Annotated in this window: 17 protein-coding genes; 6 read left to right on the top strand and 11 right to left on the bottom strand. The window is 65.4% G+C overall.

The window, feature by feature from the left end; translation table 11 throughout:
• Positions 1 to 9: 9 nt before the first annotated feature.
• The 5 genes from phoB to AB5Y95_RS13530 all read right to left on the bottom strand — a co-directional run bounded on the left by phoB (position 10) and on the right by AB5Y95_RS13530 (position 5,451).
• Positions 10 to 699, bottom strand: a complete 690-nt coding sequence (gene phoB / locus AB5Y95_RS13550; protein ID WP_005298527.1) for a phosphate regulon transcriptional regulator PhoB — start codon at positions 697 to 699, stop codon at positions 10 to 12.
• A 102-nt stretch (positions 700 to 801) separates the two neighbouring features.
• Complete coding sequence (locus tag AB5Y95_RS13545) at positions 802 to 1,212, bottom strand: VOC family protein (RefSeq protein WP_026139211.1); 411 nt, start codon at positions 1,210 to 1,212, stop codon at positions 802 to 804.
• Between the two features lie 147 nt (positions 1,213 to 1,359).
• Entirely contained in the window at positions 1,360 to 2,514 is a 1,155-nt protein-coding gene (locus AB5Y95_RS13540) for a CaiB/BaiF CoA transferase family protein (RefSeq protein ID WP_368161366.1), read from the bottom strand.
• Entirely contained in the window at positions 2,514 to 3,689 is a 1,176-nt protein-coding gene (locus AB5Y95_RS13535; protein ID WP_011705166.1) for an acyl-CoA dehydrogenase, read from the bottom strand. Before AB5Y95_RS13535 ends, AB5Y95_RS13540 begins: the two co-directional genes overlap by 1 nt.
• Positions 3,690 to 3,774: 85 nt before the next feature.
• A complete protein-coding gene (locus tag AB5Y95_RS13530; protein ID WP_368161364.1) occupies positions 3,775 to 5,451 on the bottom strand; it encodes a sigma-54-dependent Fis family transcriptional regulator in 1,677 nt (558 codons plus the stop codon).
• Positions 5,452 to 5,686: 235 nt separating this feature from the next.
• On the opposite strand from AB5Y95_RS13530, the gene AB5Y95_RS13525 reads away from it, so the two are divergent.
• A complete protein-coding gene (locus AB5Y95_RS13525) occupies positions 5,687 to 7,204 on the top strand; it encodes an aldehyde dehydrogenase family protein (RefSeq protein ID WP_019839087.1) in 1,518 nt (505 codons plus the stop codon).
• A 62-nt stretch (positions 7,205 to 7,266) separates the two neighbouring features.
• Here the strand turns inward: AB5Y95_RS13525 and AB5Y95_RS13520 are convergent, their stop codons facing one another.
• A complete protein-coding gene (locus AB5Y95_RS13520; protein ID WP_005298514.1) occupies positions 7,267 to 8,073 on the bottom strand; it encodes a helix-turn-helix transcriptional regulator in 807 nt (268 codons plus the stop codon).
• Between the two features lie 96 nt (positions 8,074 to 8,169).
• On the opposite strand from AB5Y95_RS13520, the gene AB5Y95_RS13515 reads away from it, so the two are divergent.
• Positions 8,170 to 9,057: a DMT family transporter gene (locus tag AB5Y95_RS13515; protein WP_368161361.1), complete on the top strand. Its 888-nt coding sequence runs from the start codon at positions 8,170 to 8,172 to the stop codon at positions 9,055 to 9,057.
• Positions 9,058 to 9,154: 97 nt separating this feature from the next.
• Here AB5Y95_RS13515 and AB5Y95_RS13510 read toward each other — a convergent pair whose 3' ends face one another.
• The 5 genes from AB5Y95_RS13510 to AB5Y95_RS13490 all read right to left on the bottom strand — a co-directional run bounded on the left by AB5Y95_RS13510 (position 9,155) and on the right by AB5Y95_RS13490 (position 15,028).
• Positions 9,155 to 9,847, bottom strand: coding sequence for a response regulator (locus tag AB5Y95_RS13510; RefSeq protein WP_005303332.1), 693 nt, complete (start codon positions 9,845 to 9,847; stop codon positions 9,155 to 9,157).
• A gap of 3 nt (positions 9,848 to 9,850) precedes the next feature.
• The gene (locus AB5Y95_RS13505; RefSeq protein WP_368161359.1) at positions 9,851 to 11,419 is read right to left on the bottom strand and encodes an ATP-binding protein; all 1,569 of its coding nucleotides are present in this window, start codon (positions 11,417 to 11,419) and stop codon (positions 9,851 to 9,853) included.
• 17 nt (positions 11,420 to 11,436) lie between these two features.
• Positions 11,437 to 12,987 (bottom strand): oxaloacetate-decarboxylating malate dehydrogenase, encoded by a 1,551-nt coding sequence (gene maeA / locus AB5Y95_RS13500; RefSeq protein WP_368161357.1) that lies wholly within the window; start codon positions 12,985 to 12,987, stop codon positions 11,437 to 11,439.
• A gap of 11 nt (positions 12,988 to 12,998) precedes the next feature.
• Complete coding sequence (locus AB5Y95_RS13495) at positions 12,999 to 14,306, bottom strand: 2-hydroxycarboxylate transporter family protein (RefSeq protein WP_042007937.1); 1,308 nt, start codon at positions 14,304 to 14,306, stop codon at positions 12,999 to 13,001.
• 530 nt (positions 14,307 to 14,836) lie between these two features.
• Positions 14,837 to 15,028, bottom strand: coding sequence for a hypothetical protein (locus AB5Y95_RS13490; protein ID WP_017764158.1), 192 nt, complete (start codon positions 15,026 to 15,028; stop codon positions 14,837 to 14,839).
• A 323-nt stretch (positions 15,029 to 15,351) separates the two neighbouring features.
• Between AB5Y95_RS13490 and slyA the strand changes: the two genes are divergently transcribed.
• The 4 genes from slyA (at position 15,352) to AB5Y95_RS13470 (ending at position 18,823) form a co-directional block, all read left to right on the top strand.
• A complete protein-coding gene (gene slyA, locus AB5Y95_RS13485; protein WP_010634735.1) occupies positions 15,352 to 15,825 on the top strand; it encodes a transcriptional regulator SlyA in 474 nt (157 codons plus the stop codon).
• A gap of 1 nt (position 15,826) precedes the next feature.
• Positions 15,827 to 16,882, top strand: coding sequence for an HlyD family secretion protein (locus AB5Y95_RS13480; protein WP_017764157.1), 1,056 nt, complete (start codon positions 15,827 to 15,829; stop codon positions 16,880 to 16,882).
• Positions 16,883 to 16,892: 10 nt separating this feature from the next.
• The gene (locus tag AB5Y95_RS13475; protein ID WP_005303346.1) at positions 16,893 to 17,921 is read left to right on the top strand and encodes a DUF2955 domain-containing protein; all 1,029 of its coding nucleotides are present in this window, start codon (positions 16,893 to 16,895) and stop codon (positions 17,919 to 17,921) included.
• Positions 17,922 to 18,061: 140 nt separating this feature from the next.
• Positions 18,062 to 18,823: a substrate-binding periplasmic protein gene (locus AB5Y95_RS13470; RefSeq protein ID WP_368161354.1), complete on the top strand. Its 762-nt coding sequence runs from the start codon at positions 18,062 to 18,064 to the stop codon at positions 18,821 to 18,823.
• Positions 18,824 to 18,889 lie beyond the last annotated feature (66 nt).

Here is an 18,889-nt window from a genome sequence, read left to right as displayed (position 1 = left end):
AAGTGCCTCTTAGAGACGGGTTGAGAAGCGATAGCCCGCGCCGCGCACCGTCTGGATCAAGCGATCATGCCCCGTCTCTTCAATGGCCTTGCGCAGGCGACGGATATGCACATCCACGGTTCTGTCCTCGACGTACACATTGGTACCCCAGACGTTGTTGAGCAGCTGCTCGCGGCTGTAGACCCGCTCCGGGTGGGTCATGAAGAAGTGCAGCAGCTTGAATTCGGTCGGCCCCATGTCGAGGGCCTTCTCCTCGGCGCTGACCCGGTGGGAGACAGGATCCAGCTTGAGCCCCTGCACCTCAATCACCTCGTCCACCGAGGTGGGAGAGACGCGGCGCATCACCGCATGCAGGCGGGCAGTCAGCTCCTTGGGGGAGAACGGCTTGGTGATGTAGTCATCGGCCCCCGCCTCCAGCCCGCGCACCTTGTCCTCTTCCTCGCCGCGAGCGGTCAGCATCACCACCGGGATCTGGCGGGTCACCTCATCCTGCTTGAGCTGCTTGATGAACTGGATGCCGCTGCCGCCTGGCATCATCCAGTCCAGCACGATGAGTTCGGGGTAGGGTTCGCGCACCTTCGCCAATCCGTCGGCAAAATCTTCAGCTTCTACTGTTTCATATCCCTTCTGCTCGAGCACGAAGCAGAGCATTTCGCGGATCGGTGCTTCGTCCTCGACCACCAGAATTCGCTTAGCCATATCCCTTCTCTCTCCTCTGTGAAGATGGGTGCGCCAATTATTAGAACTTTCTGTGACACTTTTATGACTTTATGACAGGCGGGATGATAAACGTTTTCAGATTCAGTTGGCAGCAGTGAGTTGCAGCAGATCCCAGCGATTGCCACTGATGTCCTCGAATACCACCACGGTGCCGTAAGGCTCGGTGCGCGGCTGTTCACAAAAATGGACACCGTACGCCTGCATGCGCCGGTAATCGCCCCAGAAGTCGTCAGTCTCGAGGAACAGGAAGACCCGGCCGCCCCCCTGCTGGCCGATGGCGGCCCGCTGCTCAGGGGTGGCAGCCCGCGCCAGCAACAGGGCGGAACCGGGGGCTCCTTTGGGGGCAACCCGCACCCAGCGCTTGCCCGGTTTGCCCGGCTCGTCGAGGGGGGTGTCTTCCAGCAGCTCGAACCCCAGTCCCTGGGTAAAGAAGGTGATGGCCTGGTCGTAATCGGCCACCAGCAGGGCCAGGGCGCCAATGTGTTGTGCCATGGGAAGTTCCTCAACAGATGAATGGACGGGGCGCATCATAACGGGGGACGGCCCCGGGCTCCAGCACCGGGGCAGATGAGATGGCAGAGGATGGAAGAGAGGTGCATGGCGCCGAACAGACGCGACTCCCCACCTGATAAGGCCGGTTCAGCCCTGCCCGAGCCAGTCGCGCAGCACGCTATCCCTGTCCCCATCCAGCGCCGGCGAGGCGCGCCCATAGCGCACCGGAATGGCCGACAGATGGAGCGGGTTGGCCAGGGTGGGCAAGGATTGCTCGCCGCGCTGCACCTGCTGCACCCAGCCGCGCACCGCCCCCTGCTCGAGGGCAAACAGCGCATCCAGGGTGAGGATGGGGCCGCCCGGCACCCCGGCCGCCTCCAGCATGGCACTCCACTCGGCGCTGCTGCGCGCCAGCAGCCGCTCGGCGAGCAGGGCATTGAGCCGGTGACGCTGGCGCACCCGGGCGGCGTTGGTGGCAAAGTCGGGGTCCTGCGCCCACCCAGGTTCCCCCAGCAGGGCCGCCAGGGCGGCAAACTGGCCGTCGTTGCCCACCGCCAGAATGAGGTGGCCATCCCGGCTGGGATAGACGTCGTAGGGGACGATATTGGGGTGGCCGTTGCCAAGGCGCCCGGGCGCCTGCCCGGTGGCGAGATAGTTCATCGCCTGGTTGGCCAGCACCGCCACCGACACGTCGAGCAGGGCGAGATCGATCTGCTGCCCCTCCCCGGTTCGCTCCCGATGGCGCAAGGCCGCCTGGATGCCGATGGTAGCGTAGAGGCCGGTGAGGATGTCGACGAGCGCCACCCCCACCTTGACCGGCCCGCCACCGGGCACCCCGTCGGGTTGACCCGTGATGCTCATCAACCCGCCCAGCCCCTGGATCAGCAGATCGTAACCGGGTCGCTGGGCCCAGGGCCCGTCCTGGCCAAACCCCGTGATGGAGCAGTAGATGAGCTCTGGGCAGCGGGCCTTGAGGCTCGGATAATCGAGGCCAAAGCGCGCCAGTCCCCCCACCTTGAAGTTCTCGATCACCACGTCGGCACAGTCCACCAAGGCCAGCAGGGTGTCTCTGTCGCGCGCCAGATCCAGGGCAATGGAGCGTTTGCCCCGGTTGGCGGCATGAAAGTAGGCTGCCTCCCCCGCCACCAGCTCGGGCGGGCCCCAATGGCGGGTGTCGTCACCGCGCCCGGGGGCCTCCACCTTGACCACGTCGGCGCCGAGATCGGCAAGCAGCTGGCTGGCCCAGGGGCCGGCCAGCACGCGGCTGAGATCCAGCACGCGCACACCGGCAAGGGGCCCCATCACTCAAACGCCTGCAGGTCGGTCTGGGCCCGCCCCAGGATCAGGGCGTGGATGTCGTGGGTCCCCTCGTAGGTGTTGACCGCCTCCAGGTTCATCACGTGGCGAATGACGTGAAACTCGTCGCTGATGCCGTTGCCGCCGTGCATGTCGCGGGCGACGCGGGCTATCTCCAGCGCCTTGCCACAGCTGTTGCGCTTGATGAGCGACACCAGCTCCACCGGGCAGCGCCCCTCGTCCATCAGGCGCCCGGCCTGCAGGCAGCCCTGCAGGCCGAGGGCAATCTCGGTCTGCATGTTGGCCAGCTTGAGCTGAAACAGCTGGGTGGCGGCCAGCGGGCGGCCGAACTGCTGGCGATCCAGTCCGTACTGGCGGGCGGCGTGCCAGCAGAACTCGGCGGCGCCGAGCGCTCCCCAGGCGATGCCGTAGCGCGCCTTGTTGAGGCAGCCGAACGGCCCCTTGAGGCCGCTCACCCCGGCCAGCCGGTTGGCTTCAGGCACGAAGACCCGCTCCATCACGATCTCGCCGGTGATGGAGGCGCGCAGGGAGAACTTGCCCTCGATCTTGGGGGCAGAGAGCCCGGCCATCCCCTTCTCCAGCACGAAGCCGGTGATCTCGCCATCGAGCTTGGCCCACACCACGAACAGATCGGCGATGGGAGAGTTGGTGATCCACATCTTGTTGCCGGTGAGCAGATAACCGCCGTCGACCCGCTCGGCCCGGCTCTTCATGGACCCCGGATCCGAGCCCGCGTCCGGCTCGGTGAGGCCGAAGCAGCCCACCAGCTCGCCCCGGGCCAGCCCCGGCAGCCAGCGCTGGCGCTGGGCCTCGTCGCCGTAGGCGTGGATCGGGTGCATCACCAGGGACGACTGCACGCTCATGGCCGAGCGGTAGCCGCTGTCGACCCGCTCCACCTCCCGGGCGATGAGGCCGTAGGCCACATGATTGACCCCGGCGCAGCCGTACTGCTCCGGCAGGGTGGCGCCGAGCAGCCCCAGCTCCCCCAGCTCGTTCATGATGGTGCGGTCAAACTGCTCGCGGCGGTTGGCCTCCAGCACCCGCGGCATCAGCCGCGCCTGGCAGTAGTCGCGGGCGGCGTCGCGGATGAGCCGCTCCTCTTCGCCGAGCTGGCCATCGAGAAAGAAGGGGTCTTGCCAATCAAATCGGGTACGCGTCATAAGCACTCCATGCCATGCAAAAGAATCATCAAAGGGTCTCTTGTGGACCCATCTTAACCACGAAAAAGCTCGGGCAACAAACCCCTCAGCCTGCCTCCCGCAGCGCCCGATAGAGGGTGGTGCGGCTGATGCCGAGCCGGCGCGCCGCCTCGCTCACGTTGCCGCCGCACTCTGTCAGGGTCTGCTGCACCCGTTGCCGGTTCTGCTCGCGCAATGTGCTGCCCGCCAGCGCCGTGGTGGCGACCGGCGCCACCGCCACGGTCGGCAGATACAGGTGGGCAGGCTCAATCCAGCCCTGTCCCTCCGCCAATACGCTGGCCACTTCCAACGCCTGCTTGAGCTGGCGCACGTTGCCGGGCAGCGGGTGGGCCAGCAGTTGGCGCTCGGCCTCATCGGTCAGGTGCAGGGCAGGATCCATCTCGGCCAGCAACCGTTGGACCAGTGCCTGCCGCTCGCAGGCCGGCCAGTCGCGCAACGGCGCCAGTTGCTGGCGCCAGCCGCAGATGCGGTAGTAGAGATCCTCGCGAAAGGTGCCGGCCGCCACCATGGCCGCCAGATCCCGATGGCTCGCCGACACCAGCCAGAAATCCACCACCTCGGGCTTGTGGCTGCCGACCGGGGTGACGGCGCGCTCCTGCAGCACCCGCAGCAAGCGGGTCTGGGCCGAGAGCGGCAGCTCGCCGATCTCGTCCAGCATCAGGATGCCGCCGTGGGCGGCGCGCAGATACCCCTGACTGCCCTGACTGCGGGCGCCGCTGAAGGCCCCGCCGACATAGCCGAACAGCTCGGCTTCCACCAGCTCCGCCGGCAGGGCGCCGCAGTTGACGCACACCAGGGGCTTCTCGTGGCGGCTCGACTGGCGATGGAGGTCGCGCACCAGATGCTCCTTGCCGCTGCCGGTCTCCCCCTCGATAAGCAGGGAGATGCCGCGCTCCAGCATCTTGAGCGGCACCTGCTGGCCGTGCGAGCCACCGGCCGCGGCCGGCAGGCCGGGCTGGGCCACAACTGAGCTGGCCTCCGGCATCAACCGCAAGCCGCGCCTATCCCGCAGCAGCTGCTTGCCGTCGAAGGGGTGCTGGCCGAGCCAGAGCCGGCCGGCCCGGTTGGCCCCGAGCAGTTCGCCCTCCTCCCCCAGCAGCAGGCGGGCGGACCAGAGACTCTGGGGCTCGAGATCCACCAGCCAGCCCGGCTGGCGCGCCAGCAGCGCGTTTTCCAGGGTCATGGCCAGCAGCCGCACCGTGCCCAGCATGTCGCCGCCGTGGTGGGCCGCATCGGTGGAGATGTCGAGCACGCCGATCACTTGCCCGTCCGGCCCGAGCAGTGGGCAGGCGCTGCAGCTGAGAAAGCTGTGCTGGGCGAAGAAGTGCTGATTGCCGAGCACCTGTACCTCGCTCTGCTCGGCCAGCGCGGTGCCGATGGCATTGGTGCCCTTGCTCGCCTCCCCCCAGCGGGCGCCGCTGCGCAAAAAGACCCGCTCGGCGTGGCGGGCGAAGCCGTCGTCACCGCTGGCGGCCAGGATGGCACCCTCGCCATCGCACAGCAGCAACCGACAGGGGCGCCCCGCCAGCAGCTGGTCAAACAGCGGCAGCACGAAGCGCCGGAAGCTGGCGATCAGCACCCTGTGCTGCTCCTGGCGGGCAGACAGCTCCCCCTGGGGCAGCAAGTCCAGCTCGGCGCTCTGCTGACGGCTCAACCCCTGGTGCAGGCAGCGCTGCCAGGAGCGCTGGATCGGGCTGGCACCAGATTGAGGGAACTCGCTCATCACACCTCCTGTTCACAAACGGCACGACTGTCGCGGCCACTGTCCAGAATCGGCACAGTTGTATCGCCACCGCCGCGGTCATTGGTTAACCAAGATACGCTGCCGCACCCCGTTTGATAACGTTTTTGTAACTTTTAGAGCGCTGGTCAGACCCTCTGGCACGTCCCTTGCGATACACAGCAGCAACCGGGCTGCTCGCCAGCCCGGTCAGGACCACACACATAAGGATGATGAGATGATTTATACCGCTCCCGGTCAGGCAGGTGCCCTGGTCAGCTTCAAGTCCCGTTACGACAACTTCATCGGTGGCGACTGGGTCGCCCCGCGCGCCGGCCGCTACTTTGAAAACATCTCGCCGGTGGATGGCCGCGTGTTCTGTGAGGTGGCCCGCTCCGACGCCGCCGACATCGAGCTGGCGCTGGACGCCGCTCACAAGGCGTTCGCCAGCTGGAGCAAGACCAGCGTCACCGAACGCAGCAACCTGCTACTGCGCATCGCCGATCGCATCGAGCAGAACATCGAGGTGCTCGCCATCGCCGAAACCTGGGAGAACGGCAAGGCGGTGCGCGAAACCCTGGCCGCCGACCTGCCGCTGGTGGTGGATCACTTCCGCTACTTCGCCGGCTGCATCCGCGCCCAGGAGGGTTCGGCCGCCGAGCTGGATCAGAACACCGTCAGCTACCACTTCAAGGAGCCCATCGGCGTGGTCGGCCAGATCATCCCGTGGAACTTCCCGCTGCTGATGGCGGCCTGGAAGCTGGCCCCGGTGCTGGCGGCCGGCTGCTGCAGCGTGCTCAAGCCCGCCGAGCAGACCCCGGTCACCATCATGCTGATGATGGATCTCATCAAGGACATACTGCCCGCCGGCGTGGTCAACGTGGTCAACGGCTTTGGCGCCGAGGCGGGCCAGGCGCTCGCCACCAGCAACCGGATCCAAAAGCTCGCCTTCACCGGCTCCACCGAGGTGGGGGCCCACATCCTACGCTGCGCCGCCGACAAGCTCATTCCCTCCACCGTGGAGCTCGGCGGCAAGTCCCCCAACATCTACTTCGCCGACGTGATGCAGCACGAGAGCAGCTACATCGACAAGGCGGTGGAAGGGATGCTGATGACCTTCTTCAACCAGGGCGAGGTGTGCACCTGCCCCTCCCGCGCCCTGGTGCAGGAGAGCATCTATGACGACTTCATGGACAGAGTGCTGGCCCGCGCCCGCACCATAGTGCAGGGCAACCCCCTCGACACCACCACCCAGGTGGGCGCCCAGGCGTCCCGCGAGCAGTTCGACAAGATCCTGAGCTACATGGAGATCGGCCGCGGCGAAGGGGCAAAAATGCTGATCGGCGGCGGCCCGGCCAAGGTGAGCGGGCTGGAGGGGGGCTTCTACATCCAGCCCACCATCTTCCACGGTCAGAACAAGATGCGGGTGTTCCAGGAGGAGATCTTCGGCCCGGCGCTCGGGGTCACCACCTTCAAGGACGAGGCGGATGCGCTGGCCATTGCCAACGACACCCAGTACGGGCTGGGGGCGGGCCTGTGGACCCGCGACAGCAACCTGGCCTGGCGCATGGGGCGCGGCATCCAGGCCGGCCGGGTCTGGGTCAACTGCTACCACGCCTACCCGGCGCACGCGGCCTTCGGTGGCTACAAGAAGTCAGGGATCGGTCGCGAGACCCACAAGATGATGCTGGACCACTACCAGAACACCAAGAACCTGCTGGTGAGCCACGACATCAACCCGCTCGGCTTCTTCTAAGCCCATCCCTTGATCGACAAGGGCGCCTGCGGGCGCCCTTTTCATTGCTGGTGCGGTCGCGGTCAGAGCTGTGCCTGCCCGGCGCCGATCCCCAGCTGTTGACGATATCGCTGGGGGGCACAGCCCTGTTCGCGCTGAAACATGGCGATAAAGGCCGAGGTGGAGGTGTAACCGAGCCGCCAAGCGATCTCCTGCACCGGCATCTCGCCGCGCAGCCAGTCCAGCGCCTTCACCAGCCGCAGCCGGGTGCGCCACTGGCCGAGGCTCATGCCAAGCTCCTTCTGGCAGCGCCGCGCCAGGGTGCGCTCGGTGGTGTGCAGCACCTTGGCCCACTGGGCCAGGGTGCGGTTGTCCTCCGGCGCCGCCTGCAGCGCCGCCAGCAGGGGGGCGAGCAGGCGATCCCGGCTCTGGGGCAGGTAGCTTGGCTGGCAACGGGTGCGAGCCAGCTTCTCGATGAAGAGTTCACCCTGGCGGGCATCCCACTCGTCCTCCATGTGGCCGACCCGGCGCTGGGTGAAATCCTCCAGCAGGGCCCGCAGCAAGGGGGTAAGCGCCAGCAACTGGGGTTCCCGTGGCAGGCGCGGCGCCAGCGCGTGACTCACGTAGATGGAGGTGTAGTCCAGGGTCTGCTCGTTGAAGGCGGTGTGGGGCTGATCCGCCGGCACCCAGATGAGGTAGTCTGGCGGCGCCACCAACCGCTGCCCCCCGACCTCCACCACCATGACCCCGAGACTGATGAGGCTGAGCTGGCCCCAGGGGTGGGCATGCTCGGCGCAGGCGTTCCCCCCCTGGATCTGGCTGTAACGAAAATAGAGGGGATTGGGGGCGGCCAGCAGGCGATCCTGCTCGGCCAGGGTGAGGGTGCCCATGCAGATTGTCCCAAAGCGGTTATGACATGTCTTATTTACGCTACTTGCATCGTTCAAGACAAGGCTAGACTCTCTCCATCATACCAAGGAGTGCCTATGCCTTTTCTCTTTCCCCTGCTTGCCATCCTGATCTGGGCCGCCAATACCGTGGTCTCCAAGGCCGCCGCCGGCGTGCTGGATCCTGCCGCCATCTCGTTTTACCGCTGGGTGATCGCCGCCCTGGCGCTGACCCCCTTCTGCCTGCCGCAGCTGTGGCGCCGCCGGCGCGATCTCCGCCCCTGGCTCGGAAAGCTGCTGGTGCTCTCCCTGCTTGGCATGGTGCTCTACCAGTGCCTCGCCTACTACGCCGCCCACAGCACCTCGGCCACCAACATGGGGGTCATCGGCTCCCTGCTGCCGCTGCTCACCCTGCTGATCGGGGCCTGCTGCTTTGGCCAGAAGCCGGGCAAGCAGGCGCTGCTCGGCATGAGCATCTCCCTGTTCGGGGTGCTCTGGCTGCTGGGTCAGGGCAACCCTCAGGCACTGCTGCACAGCGGCATCAACCCAGGCGACGGCATGATGCTGCTGGGGGCAGCCAGCTATGCCCTCTATGGCCTCTTGATCCGCCGCTGGCAACTGCCGTTCGGCCCCTGGCTCAACCTCTACCTGCAGATCCTGCTGGCGGTGCTGCTGCTCATCCCGCTGGCCCTCTCCGCCGACTCCCTGGCCATTCCCGCCCAGGGCTGGAGCATGGTGCTGTTTGCCGGGCTCGCCTCCTCCATCTTCGCCGCCTACTGCTGGATGCGCGGCCTCGCCAGCCTGGGGGCGGAGCGCACCTCGGTCTTCATGAACCTGATGCCCCTGTGCACGGCCCTCATCGCCGTCATCACCCTGGGGGAGCCCATCCACGGCTATCACCTGCTGGGGGGCGGCCTCATCCTGAGCGGAGTCATGCTCTCCCAGTTCAAGCCAAGAGCCCGCCCGGCCCTGCTGGAAGAGGCCTGAGCGGCCCGCCGTACCGCTTTTCGTGCCGACGTATAAACCTGAAAAAGGGAGCTTCGGCTCCCTTTTTGCTGGTATGGGTCTGCGTGCGGCAAGCGGCTCAGCTGCCCCGCCGCCAGTGGTAGCGGCGCTCGGGCCGGCCGCGCTGGCCGTAGTTGAGGTCCACGTCCACCCTGTCCTCCGACTCCAGATACTCCAGATAGCGGCGCGCCGTGGTGCGGCTCAGGGACAAGCGCAGCGCCACCGTATCGGTGGAGAAGGCGCTGTCAGGCTCACCCGCCAGCAACTCCAGCACCTGGCGCAGGGTGATGGCGTCGATCCCCTTGGGGGTGTCGCGCACGTCACGCCCCTGGGGTCTCACCTTGCCCATCAGCCTGTCCAGATCGCTCTGCTCGAGGGAGCCGCGCTCGCAGATGCGCCGATGCAGGGTGAGGATCTCGTCCAGGCTCTGCTGGATGCGAAACAGCCGCAGCGGCTTGATGATGTAATCCTGCACCCCCTGATTGAGGGCCTGCTGGATGGTCTCCACGTCGCAGGAGGCGGTCACCATGATGACGTAGGCTTCGCGGTTGTGGCTGCGCAGCCGGTTCACCCACTCCAGGCCGGAGCCGTCGGGCAGGGAGATGTCCACCAGCAGCAGCTGCGGCTGGGCCGCGCGCATCATGAGATCGGCCTGGGTCAGGCTTTCGGCCCGACCCAGCAGGGAAAATCCGGGGGTGGAGGAGACCAGCTCGGCCAGAATGGATCCTATCCGTTCGTCATCCTCGATCACCAGCGTGAAAATGGGCTCCATAGATCACACCAATTGGTTTTTATTCAAGTAGATACCGAACAGGGTCGTCTGTTCGGCGGTGCGGCGCCATTCTATCACACCCCCTCGCCTGGCCACCGTCTCCTTGACCAGGAACAGACCGACACCGTGATCGCCGGTCTGGCGACTGATGCCGTAATCAAACAGATGGTCCGCCAGCGCCTCGTCCACCCCCTCGCCGCTGTCCTCCACCTCGATCACCAGCCGGCGCCCGAAGTCGTTGAGGGAGATGAGCACCCGCGGCGGGCACTGCTTGCGCCGGGCCCAGGCGGCGCGGATGCCGTTGTCCAGCAGGTTGCCGATGAGGGTGATGAGATCCGCCGACACCGCCGCCGGGTACTCGCCCAGCGCCGAATCGGGATCCAGCACCAGCTCCACCCCGAGCTCGCGGGCCCGGCTGAACTTGCCTAGGATGAGCCCGGCCACCGGCTTGTCCTCGATGGCCCGCAGCAGATCGTGCAGCATGGTCTGGCACGCCTCGCTCTCCTGCTGGATGAGCTCCACCGCCTGATCCACATGGCCCAGCTGCAGCAGGCCGGAGAGGCTGCTGAGCTTGTTGGCGAACTCGTGGGTCTGCATCCGCAGCATCTCGGCATACTGGCGCAGGTGGGTCACCTGCATGCCGAGACTGCCGGTCACCTCGGGGCGGCTGAAGATCAGCAGCCGACCGGGGATCTTGCCCTCCACCGCCTGCCAGCGCCCGACGAACGACTCGCCGTGCACGGTGAACCCAAGCTCGGTCTCGACCTGGGTCAGGGCGGGGGCGAGCGGCGGCGACAGCTCCGAGAGCGGCTGGCCGAGCAGGGAGTGGCGGCCGGTGCCGGGCAGGCGCAGCTGGTAAAAAGCGGCGCTGTTGAGCATGCGGATGTGGCCGCGGGAGTCGAGGGCGATCACCCCCTCCGAGATATGCTCCAGCACCAGCTCCTGCAGCACGAAGCGGTTGACGATGGTCTCCGGCTCCAGATCCAGCAGGGTACGCCGCAGCCGATGCTGGACCCAGAGCGCCAGCAGTAGACCGCAGCCCAGCACGGCGCCGATGGCGCTGATGAGCAGAGCGATCCGATCCAGGTAGATGCTCTCCACCGTCTGCATCAGATACCCCACCACCACGGCGCCGATGGCGCGCCCGTCAGGCCCGATCACCGGGGCGAAGCAGCGGATGGCCGGCCCCAGGGTACCCACGTCCTTGGAGCAGTAGCTGCTGCGCTCGTTGAGGGAGGGCCAGATATCCTCGCCGCGAAACAGGCCACCCACCAGCTCCGGGGAGGGGTGGCTCAGCCGGCGGGCGTGCTCGTCGGTCACCACCATGTAGGCGGCATCGGTGCGGCTGCAGATCCCCTGCACATAGTCGCGCAGGCCCGGATCGCTCCCCCACTGCAGCGCCTGCACCACCCGGCTGTCTCCCGCCAATACCCGCGCCAGATCTCCCCCCTTGTCCTCCAGGTTGCTCTCCAGCAAATGGCGGATGAAGAGCGCCAGCAGGCTGCCCAGAATGACGATCAGGAGCAGTGACAGGCCCAGGGAGAGGGTGACCAGTTGGTGACGCAGTTTCATCGATTAGCCTTGCAACATCAGGACGCGGACCAATAGTGCGGGCGCCACCAGGTCTGGTCAATCAAAGGTGCGGGATCACCGGCAAAATCGGCCAGCCCCTCGGCACGGGCACAGAGCGCCACCGCCCTCGCCACGGCGCGGGCCACCTCCCCCACCTGCTCGATGGGGGGCAGCAGCCGCCCCTCGGCCAGCGGATAGGCGCCCACCGCCTGCACCGCCGCCCGCAGCATACCGTCACTGATGCGCCGCGCCTTGACCGCGCAGGCCCCCAGACCAATGCCCGGGAACACATAGACGTTGTTGCACTGGGAGACCACCCGTGGCACGCCGTCCACCTCCACCGGCGGGAAGGGGCTGCCGGTGGCGAGCAGGGCCCGCCCGCCGGTGGCCTGCCACACCTGGGCCGGGGTCGCCTCGGCACTGCGAGTGGGATTGGAGAGCGGCAGGATCACCGGCCGCTCGCACACCACCCCCATGGCCGTCAGCACCGCCTCGTCGAACAGGCCGCCCTGACCGCTCACCCCGATCAGCACCCCGGGGCGCAGCCGCTCGATAAGCGCAGGCAGGGAATTGCACGCCTCCCCCGCCGGGCGGGCAAACGGCTGCTGGGCCGGGGTGAGCCCGGCCCGGTCCAGACAGACCAGACCGTCCTGATCGAACAGCTGCACTCGCTCCGGGCTGCCCGCCAGCTGGGCCAGCATGGCGGCGATACCGCAGCCGGCCGAGCCCGCGCCAACGATCAGCACCGGGGTATCCGCCAGCGCGCTGCCCACCTGCTGCAAGCCCGCCAGCACGCAGGCCGACGCCACCGCCGCCGTGCCCTGGATGTCGTCGTTGAACATGCAAAGCTCGTCGCGGTAGCGGGCCAGGAGGTTCGCGGCATGCTTGCCGGCAAAGTCTTCAAACTGCAGCACTACCTGGGGCCAGCGTTTGCGAATTGCCGCCACCACCTTGTCCATAAACTGGTAATAGGGCTCGCCATCCACCCGCCGGGCCTGCCAGCCCAGGTAGGAGTCATCTTCCAGCAGCTCGGGGTTGTTGGTGCCCACGTCCACGCACAGGGGCAGGGTGCGGGCCGGGTTGATGCCGCCGGCGGCGGAGTAGAGCGCCAGCTTGCCGATGCAGATCCCCATGCCGCCGATGCCGAGATCGCCTAGCCCCAGCACCCGCTCGCCGTCGGAGATGACGATGACGTCCACCTCCTGCTCCACCGCCGCGAAGATGTGGTCCAGCTCGTCCCGGTCGTGCCAGGAGAGGTAGAGGCCGTGGCTGCGCAGATAGAGATCGCTGTGGCGCTGGCACGCCTCCCCCACCACAGGGGTGTAGATGATGGGCAACAGCTCCGGCAGGTGGTGGCGCACCAGCTCGTAGAACAGCACCGGGTTGTCCTCCTGCAGCTGGCGCAGCAGCAGGTGCTGATCAAACGGGCTCTGCATGGCCGAAACCAGCCGGTAGATGCGGCGTCGCTGCTGGGCCAGCGACTCCTCCTTGTGGGGCATGCGCCCCATCAATCCCTGACGCTTGCGTTCGGCATAGGGCAGACTGGTGCCCATCATGATGTCGTTCATTATCTTGTTCCTTATGCCAGCAGCGATATGAGCAGGGTCGCCAGGATCAGCATGACGGCGCCCCCGAGACGAGAGGAGATCTGGGCGAACGGCATCAGCGTCATGCGCTGGGCCGCCGAGAGCACGGCCACATCACCCGTGCCCCCCATGTTGGCCATGCACAGGCCACCGGTGATGGCCGCCTCGATGGGGTAGAAGCCGATCATCCGCCCTACCAGCGCCGCCCCCAGGGCGCCACCGAGCACGGTCACCAGCACCAGCACGAAATAACTGACGGAGAAGGCGCTGATGAGCTCGGGGATGCTGGTGTAGGCGACTCCGATCCCCACCAGCAGAGAGGGGGTCAGGTTGGTGACCACGAACTGGTACCAATCGGCCGCCGCCTGCTCGTAACGACGGGGCAGCAGGCCGCTCACCTTGATGACGGCCACCGCCAGGATCATCAGGGCGAAGGGGTGCATGGGGATGAAGTTGCCAAGCAATGAGCCCAGCACGAACATGCTTGAGCTGATGAAGAGGCCCAGACCCAGACTCTCCAGCGTCGGCGCCTGCGTATTCTCCTCGGCCACGCTATCTGTACTCTCTTTTATCATCAACTTGCCGTTGCCGGTCAGGGCGGGGTAGCGGCGGCCGAGGCGGGCCAGCAGAGTGCCCACCAGGATGGCCAGGGTGTTGGCGATCACTACCGCCGGCACCATGCGCGACAGCAGATCGGCGCTCGACATCTGCAGCGGCCCGGAGAGGATCTCCACCAGCGGCACGGCGCCGGCCCCCATGCCGCCGCCCATGATGGGCAGACCGATCAGCAGCACCGCATTCTTGAAGCCATACCCCATCAGGGCACCCACCAGACCGACGCTGAGCAGCGCCAGCGCGACGCCCCCCAGGATCACCGGCAGGTAGCGCATGGCGGCATTCTTCAGCAGGGCGCCGCTCATGCCGAACACCGAGCCGGTCACCAGGCTGGCGATGAAGAAGTTGAGAAAGCCCCCCTCCTTCATGAAGCCGATGATCACCTGACCCGCCTCGACTGGCAGGATCCGGTATTCAAACAGGGCGGCGCCGCCGAAGATGGCGAGTATGGTGCCACCCCCCAGGTATTCGCGGATGGGGGTGATGCGCTCGCCGAGCTCGGTCAGCAGGGTGCCGAGCACGAACATCAGCGCCAGCGCGCCGACCATGCCGAGCGGCAGCGAGCCGTTCCAGCCCGAGAAGAGTACGCAGGTGGCGAGGCCCAGAAAGATCATCATGGGCATGCCGGCAATCTGTCGACCGCCGAACAGGGCGGTTCTGGTGTGTGGGGTAGAGAGGTTTTTCATTGTTATGCTCCAGCGTGTGGTGTGGCGCCACTCTAGAGATCTCCGCTCCCTCTGTCGGTTAGCCCGCCAACAAAGGCATATAAAAACATTAAATTCTTAAACGCTATGGCCTGCGGGCAAGGTTGTCACCCATTTTACATGGGGGTATTTTGGTCCCCGTCGTCGTCATTAAATCCCCCCGACGCGCGCTCTTTTGCACTTTAAAGCGGCGCTTGAAGCGGTCATTGTCAAATAACGATCAAATAACCAGCACTGCAACCAACAATAATGGCCTGTCAGGTTTGGCAGTGGTGAATGATCACCCGGTACAAGGCAAGGGTGATCCCCTGATCACCAAAAAGGCTCCGGCCAGGATCTGCCGGGTGAGAAATAAGGAGGACGATGACAGCTCGACAGCGAGCGCCGAGGTTGTTACAAGCATGGTACTCCTGCTGGCAATGGCAGCTTGCAGCAAGAGGATAAACAGCGAGGGCAGGCCCTGTGACAGGCTGCCCTCTCAATTTGACGTGCGGATGTCACCAGCCGAAAGACTATTCGGCTAATAACAATGGAATATTGGCAGGGTCAAATTCATGACAGGTTTCGGCATTTTCCAGGCTGAGTCCATAATGGCCGTCGACCACATATTCCACGTCCACCAGCAGACTCTCGATGGCGAGATGGGCGTCACCCGATTCATATCGTTCCACAGCTATCATCTCCCTGTTTAGCTGACTCATCAATATTAGTGAATAAAAAACAGAGTGCCGCATTTATATAATATTTTTTTGCATCGTCTAATTATGGCGCACATAAAAAGCTGTGACTATTTTCATGCCATCCCAATAAACGACTCTCTTTATTTCGCCGGGCCCTGCCGACCATATCCAGCCTCCTGATTCACTCAAAGGGGCCACAGAGCCCGGCTCACCCCTTTCACCCATGCAGCTTGAGCTCCACGAGAGACCTACCTCCAAATTTCATAAACAAGATCGTGATCACACTATTTACTTAGCCTGCTAAACAATTACAATGCTTAGCAAGCTAAGTAAAAGGAGACACCCCCATGATGAAGGACCTGGAAATGCTGCGCGAGCTCTCCCTCGCCGAGCGGGTCGGCCGGCTGCATCGGCTGTGGCGCACCGTGGCCGATCTCGAGCTGGCCCCCCTCGGCCTGACTCATCCCCGCTGGACGGCGCTGTGGAAGTTGAGCCGGCTCGGCGGCCACCTCAGCCAGAAGACCCTGGCCGAGGCGCTGGAGATCGAACTTCCCTCCCTGATGCGCACCCTGGGCCAGCTGGAAGAGCAGGGTCTGGTGGAACGCCACTGCTGCAGCCAGGACAAGCGGGCCCGCATCGTCACCCTGACCCCGGCCGGCAAGGCGCTGCTCGACCAGATTGAAGATCGCATCATGGAGATACGCCGGGAGCTGCTCGCCGGCATCAGCCAGCGGGAGCTGGAACAGTTTGAAGATATCGTGCACCGCATCTGTGCCAATGCCCTTGGCAAGATAGGTGCGCAGAGTGAAGAGAGAGAATGAGATGACCCCGGATCAACAATTCCAACGCTGGATCAAATGGGCCATGAGCGCCTTCGTGCTGGTCTTTGCCTATTTCCTGCTGGCCGACCTCAAGATGCCGCTCACCCCGCAGGCCATGGCAACCCGCGTCGTCACCAAGATGGCGCCCCAGGTCAGCGGCAAGGTGATGGAGGTGGCTGTCGCCAACAACCAGCACGTCAAACAGGGCGACCTGCTGTTTGCCCTCGACCCGGCCCCCTTCGAGCTGGCGGTAGAGCAGGCTCGCCTCGCCCTGGCCCAGGCCGAGCAGCAGAATCGCCAGCTCGATGCCACCCTCAACGCCGCCAGCGCCGATTTCAGCTCGCTGCAGACCCAGGCCGCCCTCAAGTTGCGGGAAGCGGAGCGTATCGACGCCCTCTATCGCCGCCACATGGTCTCCGAGCAGCAGAAGGATGACGCCGACAGCGCGTTTCGCACCGCCCAGGCCAACCTGCTGGCCAGCAAGGCACGCATGACCCAGGCCAGGGTCAACCGCGGCCTGCCCGGCGACGACAACCTGCTGCTGCGCCAGGCCCGCAACCGCCTCGCCCAGGCCGAGCTCAACCTCGCCTACAGTCGGGTCCACGCCAGCCAGGATGGCATCATCACCAACCTGCAGCTCAAACCCGGCAGCTTCGCCGCGGCGGGCGCCCCGCTGCTGGCGCTGGTCTCCGAGCAGGTGGACGTGATCGCCGATTTTCGCGAGAAGAGCCTGCGCCACGTTGATCAGGACAGCCTGGCCCTGGTCGCCTTCGACGGCGAGCCGGGCCGCCTCTATCCCGCCCGGGTCACCAGCCTGGATGCCGGGGTCAGCGCCGGCCAGTTCGATGCCAACGGCCAGCTGGCCAGCCCCACCGAGTCGGATCGCTGGGTGCGCGACGCTCAGCGTCTGCGCCTGCACCTGGCGCTGGAACAGCTACCCGCCCATCTGCCGGCCGGAGCCCGCGCCACCGTGCAGTTGCTGCCCGACAACGCCCTGACCGGGCTGCTGGCCCGCGCCCAGATCCGCCTGCTCAGCCTGCTGCACTACATCTACTGAGGTGACGGCAATGAACCTGTGGCACAGACCCCTCACCGCCAATGAACTACGCCAATGCCTGCGCATCGCCTTTGGCAGCACCAGCGGCTTTCTGCTCTGCAAGCTGTTCGGCTGGAACTACGGCGTCTTCTATACGGTGACGCCTGTACTGCTGCTGGGCATGGTGCCGGTGATGAACGGTCATGCCGCCCGCCAGCTGATCGCCGCCGCCGTGGTCTGCGGGCTGGAAGTGGGGCTGCTGGGGGGGCTGTTCGGCGGCCATCCCGGCCTGATGATCCCCATCGCCTTCCTGCTGTTTCTCTACCGTTTCGCCGCCATGTCGCGGGGCAGCCTGTTCCTGTTCGGTGCCAACGGCGTGTTGAGCCTCAGCATCATGCTGCACTTTGCCAGCTACCCGCAGACCGATCTCAACGACCTCATCTTCAGCAACCTGTGGGCCAGCGTGCTGTCGGTGCTCATCGCCTACCTGATGACGGCGCTCATCCCTGACGTGGAGGAGCGCCCCAAGCCAGCCCCCTCCCCCAAGGCACCGCACCGGATGCGGCACGAGGCGCTGCTTGGCGCCAGCATCGCCACCCTCTCCTTCATGGTGTTCCAGCTCTTCGATCTGCGGGACTCCATGTCGGCCCAGGCCACGACTCTGCTGGTGCTCTTCCCCATGCACTGGGACGGCGCCCTGAGCTATGCCCGCAAGCGGGCCATGGGCACCCTGCTCGGGGTGAGCTTCGGCCTGGTCGGCCAACTGGTGCTCTACGACTGGTCCGGACTGCTGATCCTGGTCGCCCCCCTGCTCTGGCTCGGCGCCATGCTGTTCAGTCATGCCCACGTGAAGGAGGCGAGCGGTTCCGGGGTCGGCTTCGGCGCCCTCACCACCCTCGGCATCCTGTTCGGCCAGTACCTGACGCCCGGCAACGATCTGGTGTTCAGCGCCCTCTACCGGGTCAGCAGCATCCTGTTTGCCATCGTCGCCACCCTGCTGGCCTGTTACCTCATCCACCGACTGCTTAACCGTTTCGAGGCCACCCGGTTCGGTTATTGACCCCCTGTTGTTAGCTCAAGGATGTGCGCCTTTCGCCCCGCTATGCCTACCGGGGCGTTTTTTTGCCCTGTATCTGGCAGCGCCTGCGGCCAGCCCCAGCAACTATGCTTGCTAGGGCAGTTGGCAACGGGAGAGAGACCATGGCACACGCAACCCACATTCACTGGCTGGTTATCTGTCTTCTGCTGATGGTGGGAAGCGCCCGGGCCGAGTCTGTACTGATCGCCGCGGAAGATGACTGGGCCCCCTACTGCGTTCTCGACAAAGAGAGCGGCCAGCCGCGGGGGTTGGCCCCCGAGCTGGTGAAGGCGGCCTTTGCCGCCGAGGGGGTCGACGTTGAGTTTCGCACCATCCCCTTCGCCCGCTGCATGTACGAGGCGCGCAGCGACAAGGTGCTCGGCTGCTTCGATGCCACCATTACCGAGGAGAACCGCTACCAGTACTTCTGGCACGAGACCCCCATGTTCGAGGAGGATCTCGCCATCTTCGCCCTGGCCAGCGAACCGCGCCGGGATCTCAAGCTCACCTCGCTGGAACAGAAGACGGTGGGCATCACTCTCGGCTACACCTACCCCACCGATTTCATGGAAAACTCCAGGATCACCCGCTTTCAGGCCAAGTCAGACACCCAGATCATCGAGATGCTGGTGCGTGGCCGGGTCGACTACATCCTGATGAACGAGATGCCGGGCTACCTCAAGATCCAGCAGAAACAGCTGAGCGGGAAGGTGGTCAAGGTGGGCAAGATCTCCACCGACGGTTTCTGGCTCGCCTTCTCCCGCGCCCACCCCCGGGGTGAGGAGATGGCCAGTCGCTTCGAAGAGGGGCTGCAGAAGATCAGGAACAACGGCACCTACGAGGCGCTGGTGCGCGCCTTCGAGGCCAGACTAGGCCTGCATTGAGCCCATACTCATTAGTGCTTCTTTTGACGCCCATGGACGCATATCGACGCAAGTCGGGTCGAGCGG

Origin of the sequence: Aeromonas sp. R5-3, from assembly GCF_040908225.1 — a bacterium.
In the GTDB taxonomy this organism is placed as follows: domain Bacteria; phylum Pseudomonadota; class Gammaproteobacteria; order Enterobacterales; family Aeromonadaceae; genus Aeromonas; species Aeromonas dhakensis.
Note: the sequence above shows the minus strand (reverse complement) of the source record. Positions and strands in the feature narration are given on the sequence as shown.